We start from the raw sequence: 13,424 nt of genomic DNA on the forward strand, positions 1-13,424 counted from the left end.
AAAGGAGTAAAATGAATATGAGTGATGCTTTTTCATGGATCAATTTGCGATTCCTTTTAGACGGGCTATGGGTGACGGTTCAAGTTTCGATCGTCTCGATTGTTTTCAGTATGATACTAGGAGGGATTGCGGGGACTGTTCGGTATAGTAATATTCCGATCCTTTCACGAATTGTTAGCATTATCGTGGATATCATCCGTAACCTACCATTATTATTGATCATTTTTTTCACCTATTTTGCCTTGCCGCAAATCGGCATCAAGTTAAATATCTTTTGGGCAGCGGTCGCTGCATTAACGATATTTGAATCAGCGATGTTGTCAGAAATTTTTCGTGCTGGGTTGAATGCTGTGCCAAAGGGACAAACAGAGGCGGGGATGTCTTCAGGTCTGACTTATGTCCAGACATTGATATTGATCGTTATGCCTCAAGCGTTTAAATCTATGTTACCGGCAATTTTGAGCCAATTAATCTCTTTGATTAAGGATACATCTTTGGCGGTAATCATCTCTTTGCCGGAGTTGACTCATAACGCCAAAATAATTTACGGACAAAATACTAATTATGTCATTCCAATGTTTATTGCAATGACTGCGATGTATTTTGTGGTGTGCTATTTACTTTCGCTTCTTTCAAGCTTTTTAGAGACTAGTAAATATAATTATTAAAAAAAGCGAAGTCTTGATCAAAATGATCAGACTTCGCTTTTTTAATATTTTTACTGTAATGACTCAAATTTATTACTAAGAAAGTTCAATACAAAAACTATTAATCGTTTTTTTCTTTTTCTGTTTTGTGCTCAGTTTCTTTCATGGCCGGATCTTCGTAGATAGCGCCTGCCTGCGTTTTACCAAGCTTTTCCAGCAAACCAGGTTCAGAGTCCTCTTTATGTTCTTTCTTCTGTTTCTCCGTTTCCTTTTCAGTTGCCTTGACTGCAGGGTCTTGATTACGATCGCCAGCAGAAACTTTTCCCAAGTTTTCGGTTAGCTCTTTTTTATCCATTTTATCCACCTCTCTCATAAATAGTGTAGCATTCATTGTTATTCATTCAAAAGAAAACGCTTTTCATTATACAGGGTTCTAGGGCTTGAAATATTTCTTCAAAAAGTGGAAAATAGGGTGATACTTGGAACTAGATAGGGTGAGCGTTTTGTCAAATGAAAGACCAATTGGATTTATTGACTCTGGCGTAGGTGGTTTAACTGTGGTTAAAGAAGCAATGCGCCAGCTACCAAATGAAGAAATTTTATATCTTGGAGATACGGCGCGCTGTCCGTATGGGCCTCGACCTGCTGAGCAAGTCATTGAGTTTACGTGGCAAATGACTCGTTTTTTATTGGAGAAAAATATCAAAATGCTTGTGATTGCTTGCAATACAGCAACCGCAGTGGCTTTAGAAGAGATTAAGAAGAACGTTGATATTCCTGTTATTGGTGTTATCCAACCAGGATCACGTGCTGCATTAAAAGCAAGTAAAAATAGTCGTGTAGGTATCATCGGAACACTAGGAACTGTTAAAAGTGGATCTTATAAACATGAGCTGCAAGAAAAAGCACCAGAAACGTATGTTGCTAGTCTGGCCTGCCCAAAATTTGTGCCAATCGTTGAAAGTAATCAGTTTAATAGTTCTGTAGCCAAAAAGATTGTTTCACAATCTCTGGCACCCTTAAAAAAGGAAAAATTAGATACGTTAATTTTGGGATGTACCCATTATCCATTATTGCGTCCGATTATCCAGAATGTGATTGGGCAAAACGTAACTTTGATTGACTCGGGAGCAGAAACAGTCAATGATGTCAGTACTTTGTTGGATTATTTCGATTTAAATAATTTTGAACAATCCGAAACTAAAGCAAGAACTTTCTATACGACAGGTTCGCCTAAAATGTTTAAAGATATCGCTGGTGAATGGTTGAATATTATAGATTTAAATGTTAAGCATATTAATTTAGGAGGAAGATAGTTTGCGACATGATGGAAGAGCGGTTCAACAATTAAGGCCGATTAAAATTGAGACGAATGTTTTTAAGCATCCTGAAGGGTCAGTCATTATCTCTTTTGGGGATACGAAGGTAATATGTTCAGCGACTTTAGAAGAATCAGTGCCACCATTTTTGCGTAACAGCGGAACAGGTTGGGTGACTGCTGAATACAGCATGTTGCCCAGAGCGACGAATACACGTAATCGCCGTGAAAGCGCCAAAGGAAAGCTAACTGGACGAACGATGGAAATTCAACGTTTGATTGGGCGTTCATTACGCGCTGTGATTGATTTAGAGAAGCTTGGTGAGCGTAGTATCATCGTTGACTGTGACGTAATTCAAGCCGATGGAGGAACTAGAACTGCTAGTATTACCGGAGGATTTGTTGCATTGCGTTTAGCGATCAATAAACTATTAGCAAATGGCGAACTAAAGAAAGACCCCATCAAGGAACATTTAGCAGCAATAAGTGTTGGTGTTTTACCAGAAGGTACTGTCGTGACTGATCTAGACTATCAAGAAGATTCTTCAGCCGCCGTCGACATGAACCTTGTGATGACTGAGTCTGGCCGATTTGTCGAGATCCAGGGAACGGGCGAGGAAGCGACATTTGATGATGATGAACTAAATGCTTTGATCTTGCACGGAAAAGCAGGGATCCAAGATTTGATTGCGTATCAAAAAGAAGCTCTTCTTACTGAAATTGCGACAGAAGAGAAAACGATCGTGATTGCAACTCGCAATCCAGGCAAAGCAAAGGAATTCGCAGCACTATTTGCAAAAGAGGGTTATCAAACCAAAACGCTATTAGATTATCCTAACTTGCCTGATGTTGAAGAAACTGGAACAACTTTTGAAGAAAATGCACGTTTGAAGGCAGAAACAATTGCACAGATCTTACAACAACCAGTTTTAGCTGATGACTCTGGCTTAGTTGTTGATGCCTTGAATGGCATGCCGGGAATTTTTTCTGCTCGTTTTGCTGGAGAAAGAAAAAGTGATGCAGCTAATAATGCGAAATTATTACATGAATTAACAGATGTTCCTGATGAAAAAAGGACAGCGCATTTCCATTGCACATTAGTTTTTGCTGCTCCCCAAAAAGAAAGTCTAGTAGTAGAAGCCGATTGGGATGGCCGAATCGGTCGAATTCCACAAGGGGATAACGGTTTTGGTTATGATCCATTATTCATTGTTCCAGAATATCGAAAAACTTCTGCTGAATTAACGAGCGAAGAAAAAAATCAAATAAGTCATCGCGGGATGGCTGTAAAGAAACTAGAAAAAGTCTGGAAGAGCTGGTTGGAGGAGAATAAATGAAATATTTAGTTGTCAGCGATAATCATGGTGATCGCAATATTTTAGTGGAAATCGTTAACCGCTACGTCGGAATGGTGGATCATATGTTTCACTGTGGGGACTCAGAATTGAAAGCCAATGACGAATTATGGGAGCATTTTACAGTCGTAACGGGAAACTGTGACTATGATCCTGGCTACAAAAAGGAGCGGGTTGTTTCGATTGGCAATGATGTCATTTATATGACCCATGGGCATTTATCAAACGTTCGATTTGGATTGACGATGCTCTCGTTACAGGCGCAGGAAGCCGGTGCGAATATTGCATTATTTGGGCACATTCATCAAGCGGTTGCTGAACTTGATAAAAATATTCTGTTCGTGAACCCCGGAAGTATTTCCCAACCTCGTGGTCCTGTTCAAATTCCTAGCTATGCGATTATTGACAGTGAAGCAAAGAATTATCATGTAGAATACTATAATCGAGCACACCAATCAATCGAAGAATTAGCGGCCGATTTTGAACGTTAGTTCCTAATTTTTATTAAATATTTGGGTAAACAGCGCTTTCTTTTTGCCTGTAAGGTAAAATAAGATGAAGCTATTAGAACGGAGGCGTCATATGATTAGTCCCGCGATTGAAAAATTAATGAAGGAACATGAAGAAGCCATGGTGATTCCAGCGGAAAATGTTGCTAACGTGATGAAGGAACATCCTTTGGAACATGCATTATTACTTTTATCGCAAGCTGGTTACTCAACCATTCCAGTATTAGATAAAGAGGATCATTTTGTCGGGTTATTAAGCTTAAATGATATTGTAAAAAAAATGTTGGGTATCAATGGTATTGATACATCCAATTTAGAAGAATTGACGGTTGCTGATGTTATGAAAACGGATGTGTCAGTAATGCGTCCAGATGCTGAACTGGAAGATGTACTGCATTTATTGGTAGATGCTTCTTTCTTGCCTGTTTTGGACGAAGAGGGGATATTCTGCGGAATAGTGACTCGTAGAGAGATTTTAAAAGCAGTGAATTACACCTTTCATGTGTTTGATCGTAAAAACGCAGAGACTAAGGTTATTTTTCACGCGAATTCACCAAGTTGATAACAAGAGATCCTGAAAAGGGTCTCTTTTTTTGACCATTTTTAGCAAGAATTGTAAATTAATAGCTTAAATAAATCGTATCTGATAACTACCGCGATTGTGGATGAGATAATTCGCTAAAGAATACAAATAAATTGATTTTAAAATAGAACCATGCTATTTTTTTGTAAGTGTTTAAACAGTAACTGTTACGGTTAAGCTCGATTCATTAATAAAGGAGGATCAGAATGGCAAAGAAATCCAAAGTCATTAAAATGCAAAAACAACAAGCATTGATCGAACAATATAAAGAACAACGATTAGCGTTAAAAGCTGCAGGAGACTATGAAGGATTAGCGAAATTACCGCGAGACTCAAATCCCAATCGGTTAAAGCATAGAGATCTTATTGATGGTCGCCCCAGAGGGTACATGCGGAAGTTTGGCATGTCTCGAATCAAGTTTCGTGAATTGGCTCATAAGGGTCAAATTCCTGGTGTAAAAAAAGCCAGTTGGTAAAAAAGAAATAAACTGTTAGAATCCGAAAGCTTTCCTTTTCCAACTTTGTTAAACTGAAGGTATTCAACAACGTGGAAGGGAGCGATAGCATGAAAACAGCATTATTCGTATTATTAGATCAATATGCGGATTGGGAAGGTGCCTATTTGTTAAGTTTGCTCAATCAACGAGATGATTGGCAAATAAAGACTGCTTCGAATGGACCGAAGGTGGAATCAATTGGTGGACTACAGACGATGATCGATGTAGATTTTTCTGAAATCGATCGAAATTTTGATTTATTAGTATTGATTGGCGGGAACTCCTGGAATATTCAGAATCAAGAGCTGCATGCTTTAATAGAGAGTCAATTAATCAACAGCCTACCAGTAGCTTCTATTTGTGGTGCCGTAGATTACATGGCTCAGCAGGGGCTGCTCGAGGGCTACAGGCATACGGGCAACGCTCGATTACTATGGCAGGATTTTCCAAACTATCAAACTCCAGAAAATTTTTATGAGAGACAAGCAGTTAGTGATCGAAATCTTGTAACGGCTAATGGGACTGCTACATTAGATTTTACCGAATTTACTTTGCAATTGATCGGAGACAGTCTTATCACGGCAAAGAAGGAAGTCGATTTGTATCGATTAGGATATTACGGCTATCGCGAAAAATATGGCAATCCTTTTGCTTAATAAAAAAAGTTCAATCCATGAACATTTTCATGGGTTGAACTTTTTATTTTCCAATTGAAATCGGATTGTTTGGAATAGTAAAACCGTTCTGATTTAGAACTTTTACATAAGTTGTTAAAAACTCTTCTTGAAGTTTGTATTGTTTTCCATTTGTCACATACATAATCGTCCGAATAGCATAGTTGCTATTGCCTAAATCAACCATCCCGAAAAGTGTTGGTCCATCAAATATTTCATCTTTGAAGTCTTCCGCTAGTTTTTGATTCGCTTGGTCAACTAAATGACTAATTTTTTCATATCCTTCATCTGGTTGAATTCGAACGTCTACTTTGACCTGCATGTGAGCCCGAGAAAGGTTGCTGATGGTTGTAATATTTCGGTTAGGAATAAAATGAACGGTTCCATCGGCTGATTTCATTTGAAGCATCCGAATACCGACAGAAGTCACGGTTCCTTCAATCTGTAAGTTAGTCAATCGAATATAGTCGCCTACATCGATTTGCTGCTCCATTATGATGAAGAATCCAGTGATAATGTCATTAGTGAAACCCTGTGCGCCCAAACCAATCGCGATACCAGCAATTCCAGCACCGGCTAAAAGAGAACCGACAGGAATTCCGAGTGTATCTAGTATGGAATAGAGGAAAAAGAAAAACAATGTATACGAAAAAATGTTTTTTGATAACGCGTGAATTGTTTCGATTCTGGTAGCATTATCAGTCATTTTTTTCTTTTGTCGCTCGAAAGACTGATCAATCAGAAAACTCCCGATCTTTCGAATCAAGTAAAATAAAATTAGCACTGCTAAAATCGTAATTCCTTTTTGAACTAGGATAGAAAATACGCGATCCCAATCAATCGATTGCCAATATTTCTGCCAAGCGGATAGTTGTTCGGTCGCCTGGTCTACCACATTGGTACCGCTGGAATCAACAGTTTGTGTAGTAAATAAAAACATAAGCCACTCCTATAGATTAATAACAATAGTCTAACAATCTTTCGCTTTTCTGTCGACTGAAGAAAAGGGAACCTAATTTTCTTTTAACTGAAAAAAATCATGACAACAGTGGAAGAAAGTGATAGACTATCATTTAAATAAGAAGGGGATGATAGAATGGTGAATATAAAATGGGAAGAGTTAGGCTTTGATTATATGAAAACACCTTTCCGCTATATTTCTCATTGGAAAAATGGTCAATGGGATGAGGGCGTATTAACTGAGGATAATACGATCACCATTAATGAAGGCTCAACTTGTCTCCATTACGGTCAAGAATGTTTTGAAGGATTAAAGGCATATCGTAGAAAAGACGGAAAAATCAATTTATTTCGTCCAGACGAAAACTCTAAACGTTTAAACAAAAGTGCTGAGCGATTACAAATGCCGGCAATTCCTGAAGATAAATTTATTGATGCTGTTAAGCAGGTAGTACAAGCTAATGAAGAATATGTTCCACCATATGGTACTGGAGCTACTTTGTATTTACGACCATATCTTATTGGTGTAGGCCCTAATATCGGGATCATACCTGCACCAGAATATCTATTTGGTGTATTTTGTATGCCGGTGGGACCTTATTTTAAAGGTGGATTGACGCCAAGCAATTTTATCGTTTCTGAGTATGATCGTGCGGCACCATTTGGTACAGGAGCGGCTAAGGTCGGCGGCAATTACGCGGCGAGCTTATTACCAGGTCAAATTGCCCATGATCGCAATTTCTCTGATTGTATTTACCTTGACCCAGCAACACACACGAAAATTGAAGAAGTTGGTTCAGCGAACTTCTTTGGAATTACTCATGATAACCAATTTATCACTCCGAAATCACCGTCGATTTTGCCGAGCATCACGAAGTACTCGCTGCTTTATTTAGCAAAGGAGCGTTTTGGTATGGAGGCTGTCGAAGGAGATGTTCGTTTAGATGAGTTAGACAAATTTGCAGAAGCAGGTGCATGCGGGACGGCCGCGATTATTGCACCGATTGCGGGCATACAAAATAACGATGATTTTCACGTGTTTTATAGCGAAACAGAAACCGGTCCAATGACGAAAAAGTTGTATGAAGAACTTGTCGGCATTCAAATTGGGGATGTTGAAGCACCAGAAGGATGGATCTTCGAAGTATAATGACTATTTTCTAAAGGCTGAAGATAGGTAGTAGTTTCTTAAGATTCGCTGTTTTGAAATAATGACCAAGTCTTATACACATTTGAGAAATGTAAATTTTTAAAAGCTAAAAAGCCACTCTTAATGAGTGGCTTTTTTTGTAGTATTTGTATTTGAGCTTTTTTATATAGTGAAGAATCAAATAAATGATAGTCATTTTATAAAAAAAACGCGTCCTTTTAATGACGCGTTTCGAAACCTATTAACTTAAGTGTACCCCTTTATCGACATAGATAATATCTCCGATAATTCCCGTTGCTAACGGACTTAGTAAGAAAGCACAAGAGTTTCCAACTTCATCAATTGTTACAGCAACTTTATCTGGTGTACGTTCTTCGGATAGGCTTAACAAGGATTGATAATCCTTTACCCCTGTTACGGCTAGGGTTTTGATTGCACCGGCAGAAATTGCATTCACTCGAATGTTTTTAGGAGCTAATTCTGTCGCTAAGTAGCGAACTTCTGCTTCTAAAGCGGCCTTTGCAATTCCCATCATATTGTAGTTAGGGATCGAGCGTTCAGACCCCATATAAGTCATTGTTACGATACTTCCTCCGTCAGTCATTAGTGGAGCAGCGTATTTTGAAACTGCTAATAATGAATAGGCACTGATATCTTGAGCCAGTTGGAAGCCATCTCGAGTGATTTCGGTAACATTGCCAGACAATTCCTCTTTGTTGGCAAAGGCGATTGAATGAACCAATCCATCAATTGAGCCGTATTCTTCTTTAATTGAATCGAAAGCGGCCGCAATCTTTTCGTCACTCGCAACATCAAGTTCAAACATATTTGCTTCTTCGCCAACTAACTTGACTAGATTTTTTTTCATACGTTCATTTTGGTAAGTATAAATGATTTCCGCACCTTGCTCGACAATTGCTTTCGCACATCCCCAAGCGATGCTTTTTTTATTGGCTACGCCAGTCACGATTATTTTCTTTCCAGATAAAATAGACATTAAATGACACACTCCTAAATAATATAAAAAATAATATGCTCTCATTATGTTGGAAAAAGCTTTGATTGTCAAACTATTTTTTTTAATATTTCAATACGTCTTGATTAAACCATTAGAATATGATAGTTTGATAATCAAATAAAATATTCATAGAGGTGTAAAATGGAAAAAATTATGAATGTCGAAGAAATCATGGCTGCGATTCCGAATCGCTTTCCCATTTATTATTTAGATGCAGTCACAGAGTTTGAGGATGAAAAACATATCACAGCAATGAAAAATTTAACGATGAACGAAGATTTTTTTCAAGGCTATTTTCCAGGTGAACCAATCATGCCCGGTACGTTGATCGTAGAAGCACTTGCTCAAGCCGGTTCATTATTGATTTTAAAATCAGCTGCGTTTGAAGGAAAGACTGCCTATATTGGTGGTATAAACCATGCAAAATTTTTAGAATTTGTACGTCCGGGAGATACCTTGTTCTTGAATTTTGATATTCAGAAAGTTAAGGGGCCTGTTGGAACAGCAAAAGCATGGGCAACGGTGGAAGAGAAGGTAGTAACTGAATGTGAATTCACCTTCATCGTAGGAGATAAGGATCAAAAAAAATAATTTACAAAAAAACCAAAATCCCAATAACTGAGATTTTGGTTTTTTATCTGGCTATTTTTTTGGTTCTTGCAATACTTTTACTTCAGTAACTTTAACTGGTTCAACGGGAGTTGATTTCTCACCAGAGCCGCCGTCTTTGACCTCACCACTGGCAATTTTATCAACGACATCCATGCCTTCAGTAACTTGTCCGAAGACTGTGTACTCGCCATCAAGCTGAGGGGCGCCACCATTTTTGTATTGTTCAATCATTTTTTTAGGGTAATATTGAACTGCTAATCCATCGCTTACATCGTCTTTGTTCGTCACGATGAAGAACTGACTACCGTTACTGCTGCGTGATTCCGAGCGAGCCATTGAAAGGGCGCCACGGATATTGTAAAGCTGCTTAGAGTCTTCGGTTTTGAAACCTTTTTTCCAGATACTTTCGCCGCCGGTACCATCTCCCTTAGGATCGCCGCCTTGAATCATGAAATCTTTGATAACACGATGGAAGGGAGTGTCTTTATAGTAGCCGTCTTTAGCATGTTTGACAAAATTTTCTACCGCTTTTGGAGCTTGTTTAGGAAAGAGCTTAATTTTGACATTGCCTTCAGTCGTGACTAGTTCTACTAAATATTCGTCGTCAGTGACCTTGTCATTTAGCTGAGGCAAACTCAGTTTATTTAAATCTACACTAGATTCTGTTGTTTTTGCGGAACTTTCTTTTGTATCTTTAGTGGAATTATTGCTGCCGCAAGCTGCGAATAATCCGATCGACAGCAATAAGCTTGCGCCGACTATCAATTTTTTGAGTTGCATAAAATTCTCCTTTTAAAATTATTATCAATCTTATGATAACAAACTTTTAGGGGAGTTCCTATGAAAAAACCATGATTTTTGTTTCAAAAAAATTATTAAAAATGCAATAAAAAAGGAGATCGAAATGATCTCCTTCAAAAATTATAGATTCTTATAAGTTAGCAAATTTTTCTAACAAACGAATCATTTGGCAAGTAAAGCCGTATTCATTGTCATACCAAGCAACTGTTTTAACTAATTGGTAATCGCCAGCTGAAGTGACTTCAGTTTGAGTTGGGTCAAAGATTGATCCTTGAGTTGTACCAATTACGTCGCCAGAAACGATTTCGCGATCGTCATAACCGAATGATGGATTATCAACGGTATGTTTCTTGATTGCTTCATTTACTTGGTCAGCAGTTACATTCTTTTTAAGAATTGAAACCAATTCAGTTAATGAGCCATCAACAACAGGAACACGTTGCGCATGACCTTGCAATTTACCATTCAATTCTGGGATTACTAAGCCGATAGCTTTAGCAGCACCAGTTGAATGTGGGATAGTATTGTCAGCAGCAGAACGTGCAGCACGTAAGTTGCCGCCTTTAACGGGTCCGTCTAACAACATTTGGGTCGAAGTATAGGCATGAACAGTTGTCATTGTACCTACTTCAATACCGAATTCTTCATTTAAGAAGTATGCCATAGGAGCTAAACAGTTTGTTGTACATGAACCGGCAGAGATAATTTTATCATTTGAATCTAAAGTATCATCATTTACGTTATAAACAATAGTTTTCATTTGTCCAGCAGGAGCTGAGATAACGACACGTTTTACACCAGCATCTAAGTGAGCTTGTGCTTTTTCTTCTGATGTATAGAAACCAGTACATTCAAGCACGATGTCAACACCGTTTTCTTTCGCCCAAGGAATTTTACTAGCATCTGGTTCAGCATATACACGTGTTTTTTCGCCGTCAACAACGATTGAATCTTCTGTCGCAGTAACTGTTCCAGGGTATGTGCCATGTGTTGAATCAAATTGTAATAATTGTGCCAACATTGTAGGACTTGTCAAATCGTTGATTGCTACTACTTCGATGTCGTCAGATACTTCTTTGATCCGACGGAAAGCCAAACGACCGATACGTCCAAATCCATTAATACCTACTTTTACTGTCATAACCAAAAGTTCCTCCTTTTTTATATCAAGCAAAGCTTGATGCCTTACATTTCCAATTGTGCAACGCATCATTTTTTTTGTCAAAAGATATTACCTGAGAGTGATTATCTGAGGTAAATGACTAAAAAAGAGTTAATACGGCAAATTTTTTTTAAGCTTCTATCAATAAGAATGGACTTTTTCGGCTAATCTAGCTACAATATACGAGACTTTGTTTAGTGTGGAGATTCAGCAGTCAAAAGAATAAAGAGATAAGGAGGACACCCAGATGTCCATGTTTTTAGATCAAGTAACAATCGATGTCAAAGCCGGTAAAGGCGGCGACGGGATGGTTGCATTTCGTCGTGAAAAGTATGTGCCAGACGGTGGACCGGCCGGAGGTGACGGCGGTCGCGGCGGCGATGTCATTTTAGTTGTTGATGAAGGATTACGTACGTTGATGGATTTCCGTTATAATCGTCATTTTAGAGCCACTCCAGGTGAGAATGGGATGAGTAAAGGGATGCACGGACGTGGAGCTGAGGATACCTATGTCAGCGTGCCGCCCGGAACTACAGTTCGGGATTCAGAGACTGGTGCTTTAATTGGTGATTTAATCGAAAATGGCCAAGAACTAGTTGTTGCCCATGGTGGTCGCGGAGGTCGCGGAAATACGCGCTTTGCTTCACCTAGAAATCCTGCGCCTGAATTAGCCGAAAACGGCGAGCCTGGTCAAGAGCGCAATATCGAATTAGAATTGAAGGTTTTAGCGGATGTTGGCTTAGTTGGCTTTCCATCTGTCGGAAAGTCAACGATCCTTTCAGTGATTTCATCGGCTCGACCTAAAATTGGTGCCTATCATTTTACGACCTTAGTTCCTAACCTAGGAATGGTGACGACAAGTGATGGTCGTAGTTTTGCAGCAGCCGATTTACCCGGCCTGATCGAAGGTGCATCACAAGGCGTTGGCTTAGGTACACAGTTTTTACGTCATATCGAACGCACACGAGTGATTCTTCACGTGATTGATATGAGCGGAATGGAAGGCCGTGAGCCTTACGAAGATTATTTAGCAATTAACAACGAGTTGAGCACACATAATCTGCGTTTGCTGGAGCGTCCACAAATTATTGTTGCCAATAAGATGGACATGCCCAATGCAGAAGAAAATTTGAAGAAATTTAAAAAGGCTTTGAAAAAAGATAAGGATGATGAGTTTGTAGATGATATTCCAATTTTTGCAATCTCAGCCATCACGAAACAGGGTCTGGATAATTTGCTGAATGCGACGGCAGACTTGTTGGAAGTAACACCGGAATTCCTATTATATGATGAAGAAGTTGAGGAAGACACCGTAAACTATGGTTTCCAATCAAGTGAACCAGAATTTACAATCACTCGTGAACCTGATGCTACTTGGGTGTTGAACGGCGAGAAATTAGAGAAACTCTTTAAGATGACAAATTTTGACCATGATGAAACAGTTATGCGATTTGCACGTCAACTACGAGCTATGGGCATTGATGAAGCTTTACGTGCCCGCGGAGCGAAAGATGGAGATCTTGTTCGCATTGATAAATTCGAATTTGAATTCGTCGACTAAGTTAAGAAGAAAAACTATATTTAATCAATAAAAGTACTGTAATTCATTTTGCAGTACTTTTTTGTGTTAAAAAAGCTAAATGAAAGTGTTTCTAATTATCAACAATCAGAGGTTTTATTCAAAAGAGAAGCAAAAGATACGTTCAATTATTAATTTATTTTTAAGAGAAAAATTTGACTGAAGAATTTTGAGTAAATTAAAGAACAAGGAGAAAGATTATCGAGACCGAAATGGTGTTATTTTTGTTATTATTGGCCGCTATTTTCTGATTGAATTAAATAGCAAATAATATCGATTATTCTTTTTGTTTGAAAAAAGTTGGATTGTAAGTTAAGCAAAAAAAGAATTCAATTTGTTAAGCAAAAAAACTGTTTTTTCAATGTTGGTAACGTTTTGTTTGAAAGAAAAGAATTTATTTTGTTAATAGAAGGATTTAAGGAGACACGAACGCTATATTTTCTAATTTTTCGTGAATGGATGAAAAAAGTGTTGTTTAAACATGATAATTGAATTATTTTATCTGAGAAAAGTTTTTTTAACCCAAAATTTTTATTAATAATTCTAATTGTGATTATGG

At 38.3% G+C, this 13,424-nt stretch carries 15 protein-coding genes; 10 read left to right on the plus strand and 5 right to left on the minus strand.

The features are described 5' to 3' along the window. The first annotated feature begins 11 nt into the window (after nucleotides 1-11). On the plus strand, nucleotides 12-668 hold the full coding sequence (locus PGP85_RS04475) for an amino acid ABC transporter permease (RefSeq protein WP_090408949.1): 657 nt from the start codon (nucleotides 12-14) through the stop codon (nucleotides 666-668). A 100-nt stretch (nucleotides 669-768) separates the two neighbouring features. Here PGP85_RS04475 and PGP85_RS04480 read toward each other — a convergent pair whose 3' ends face one another. Further along, on the minus strand, nucleotides 769-1,002 hold the full coding sequence (locus PGP85_RS04480) for a hypothetical protein (RefSeq protein ID WP_010739241.1): 234 nt from the start codon (nucleotides 1,000-1,002) through the stop codon (nucleotides 769-771). 148 nt (nucleotides 1,003-1,150) lie between these two features. Between PGP85_RS04480 and racE the strand changes: the two genes are divergently transcribed. The 6 genes from racE to PGP85_RS04510 all read left to right on the plus strand — a co-directional run bounded on the left by racE (nucleotide 1,151) and on the right by PGP85_RS04510 (nucleotide 5,565). After that, entirely contained in the window at nucleotides 1,151-1,963 is an 813-nt protein-coding gene (gene racE, locus PGP85_RS04485) for a glutamate racemase (protein ID WP_034708248.1), read from the plus strand. Between the two features lies 1 nt (nucleotide 1,964). Next, the gene (rph, locus tag PGP85_RS04490) at nucleotides 1,965-3,302 is read left to right on the plus strand and encodes a ribonuclease PH (protein WP_010739239.1); all 1,338 of its coding nucleotides are present in this window, start codon (nucleotides 1,965-1,967) and stop codon (nucleotides 3,300-3,302) included. Further along, entirely contained in the window at nucleotides 3,299-3,811 is a 513-nt protein-coding gene (locus tag PGP85_RS04495; protein WP_270326333.1) for a metallophosphoesterase, read from the plus strand. Before rph ends, PGP85_RS04495 begins: the two co-directional genes overlap by 4 nt. 91 nt (nucleotides 3,812-3,902) lie before the next feature. Continuing rightward, nucleotides 3,903-4,391: a cyclic-di-AMP-binding protein CbpB gene (gene cbpB, locus PGP85_RS04500; RefSeq protein ID WP_010739237.1), complete on the plus strand. Its 489-nt coding sequence runs from the start codon at nucleotides 3,903-3,905 to the stop codon at nucleotides 4,389-4,391. Between the two features lie 227 nt (nucleotides 4,392-4,618). Beyond that, nucleotides 4,619-4,888 (plus strand): 30S ribosomal protein S14, encoded by a 270-nt coding sequence (gene rpsN, locus PGP85_RS04505; protein ID WP_010739236.1) that lies wholly within the window; start codon nucleotides 4,619-4,621, stop codon nucleotides 4,886-4,888. An 89-nt stretch (nucleotides 4,889-4,977) separates the two neighbouring features. Then, the gene (locus tag PGP85_RS04510; protein WP_270326336.1) at nucleotides 4,978-5,565 is read left to right on the plus strand and encodes a DJ-1/PfpI family protein; all 588 of its coding nucleotides are present in this window, start codon (nucleotides 4,978-4,980) and stop codon (nucleotides 5,563-5,565) included. A gap of 43 nt (nucleotides 5,566-5,608) precedes the next feature. Here the strand turns inward: PGP85_RS04510 and PGP85_RS04515 are convergent, their stop codons facing one another. Further along, nucleotides 5,609-6,523, minus strand: coding sequence for a mechanosensitive ion channel family protein (locus tag PGP85_RS04515; protein WP_010739234.1), 915 nt, complete (start codon nucleotides 6,521-6,523; stop codon nucleotides 5,609-5,611). 156 nt (nucleotides 6,524-6,679) lie between these two features. On the opposite strand from PGP85_RS04515, the gene PGP85_RS04520 reads away from it, so the two are divergent. After that, a complete protein-coding gene (locus PGP85_RS04520) occupies nucleotides 6,680-7,693 on the plus strand; it encodes a branched-chain amino acid aminotransferase (protein WP_010739233.1) in 1,014 nt (337 codons plus the stop codon). Between the two features lie 241 nt (nucleotides 7,694-7,934). Here the strand turns inward: PGP85_RS04520 and fabI are convergent, their stop codons facing one another. Further along, on the minus strand, nucleotides 7,935-8,690 hold the full coding sequence (gene fabI, locus PGP85_RS04525) for an enoyl-ACP reductase FabI (RefSeq protein ID WP_010739232.1): 756 nt from the start codon (nucleotides 8,688-8,690) through the stop codon (nucleotides 7,935-7,937). Nucleotides 8,691-8,852: 162 nt separating this feature from the next. Here fabI and fabZ point away from each other — a divergent pair, with 162 nt between their 5' ends. After that, complete coding sequence (fabZ, locus tag PGP85_RS04530) at nucleotides 8,853-9,302, plus strand: 3-hydroxyacyl-ACP dehydratase FabZ (RefSeq protein ID WP_010739231.1); 450 nt, start codon at nucleotides 8,853-8,855, stop codon at nucleotides 9,300-9,302. Nucleotides 9,303-9,353: 51 nt separating this feature from the next. Here fabZ and PGP85_RS04535 read toward each other — a convergent pair whose 3' ends face one another. Both PGP85_RS04535 and gap read right to left on the minus strand, forming a co-directional pair. After that, entirely contained in the window at nucleotides 9,354-10,103 is a 750-nt protein-coding gene (locus tag PGP85_RS04535) for a peptidylprolyl isomerase (protein WP_010739230.1), read from the minus strand. A gap of 151 nt (nucleotides 10,104-10,254) precedes the next feature. Further along, nucleotides 10,255-11,265 (minus strand): type I glyceraldehyde-3-phosphate dehydrogenase, encoded by a 1,011-nt coding sequence (gene gap / locus PGP85_RS04540; protein WP_010739229.1) that lies wholly within the window; start codon nucleotides 11,263-11,265, stop codon nucleotides 10,255-10,257. Nucleotides 11,266-11,533: 268 nt separating this feature from the next. On the opposite strand from gap, the gene obgE reads away from it, so the two are divergent. After that, nucleotides 11,534-12,847, plus strand: a complete 1,314-nt coding sequence (gene obgE / locus PGP85_RS04545; protein ID WP_270326340.1) for a GTPase ObgE — start codon at nucleotides 11,534-11,536, stop codon at nucleotides 12,845-12,847. The last annotated feature ends 577 nt before the right edge of the window (nucleotides 12,848-13,424 follow it).

This window comes from Enterococcus malodoratus (genome assembly GCF_027659535.1).
GTDB lineage: Bacteria > Bacillota > Bacilli > Lactobacillales > Enterococcaceae > Enterococcus_A > Enterococcus_A malodoratus.

What these genes read in the sequence shown, in the direction of transcription:
- cbpB (WP_010739237.1), top strand. Translation starts at nt 3,903, where the DNA reads ATGATTAGTCCCGCGATTGAAAAATTAATGAAGGAACATGAAGAAGCC.
- PGP85_RS04510 (WP_270326336.1), top strand. Translation starts at nt 4,978, where the DNA reads ATGAAAACAGCATTATTCGTATTATTAGATCAATATGCGGATTGGGAA.
- fabZ (WP_010739231.1), top strand. Translation starts at nt 8,853, where the DNA reads ATGGAAAAAATTATGAATGTCGAAGAAATCATGGCTGCGATTCCGAAT.
- rpsN (WP_010739236.1), top strand. Translation starts at nt 4,619, where the DNA reads ATGGCAAAGAAATCCAAAGTCATTAAAATGCAAAAACAACAAGCATTG.
- obgE (WP_270326340.1), top strand. Translation starts at nt 11,534, where the DNA reads ATGTCCATGTTTTTAGATCAAGTAACAATCGATGTCAAAGCCGGTAAA.
- gap (WP_010739229.1), bottom strand. Translation starts at nt 11,265, where the DNA reads ATGACAGTAAAAGTAGGTATTAATGGATTTGGACGTATCGGTCGTTTG.
- PGP85_RS04520 (WP_010739233.1), top strand. Translation starts at nt 6,680, where the DNA reads ATGGTGAATATAAAATGGGAAGAGTTAGGCTTTGATTATATGAAAACA.
- fabI (WP_010739232.1), bottom strand. Translation starts at nt 8,690, where the DNA reads ATGTCTATTTTATCTGGAAAGAAAATAATCGTGACTGGCGTAGCCAAT.
- PGP85_RS04535 (WP_010739230.1), bottom strand. Translation starts at nt 10,103, where the DNA reads ATGCAACTCAAAAAATTGATAGTCGGCGCAAGCTTATTGCTGTCGATC.
- PGP85_RS04495 (WP_270326333.1), top strand. Translation starts at nt 3,299, where the DNA reads ATGAAATATTTAGTTGTCAGCGATAATCATGGTGATCGCAATATTTTA.
- PGP85_RS04480 (WP_010739241.1), bottom strand. Translation starts at nt 1,002, where the DNA reads ATGGATAAAAAAGAGCTAACCGAAAACTTGGGAAAAGTTTCTGCTGGC.
- PGP85_RS04515 (WP_010739234.1), bottom strand. Translation starts at nt 6,523, where the DNA reads ATGTTTTTATTTACTACACAAACTGTTGATTCCAGCGGTACCAATGTG.
- PGP85_RS04475 (WP_090408949.1), top strand. Translation starts at nt 12, where the DNA reads ATGAATATGAGTGATGCTTTTTCATGGATCAATTTGCGATTCCTTTTA.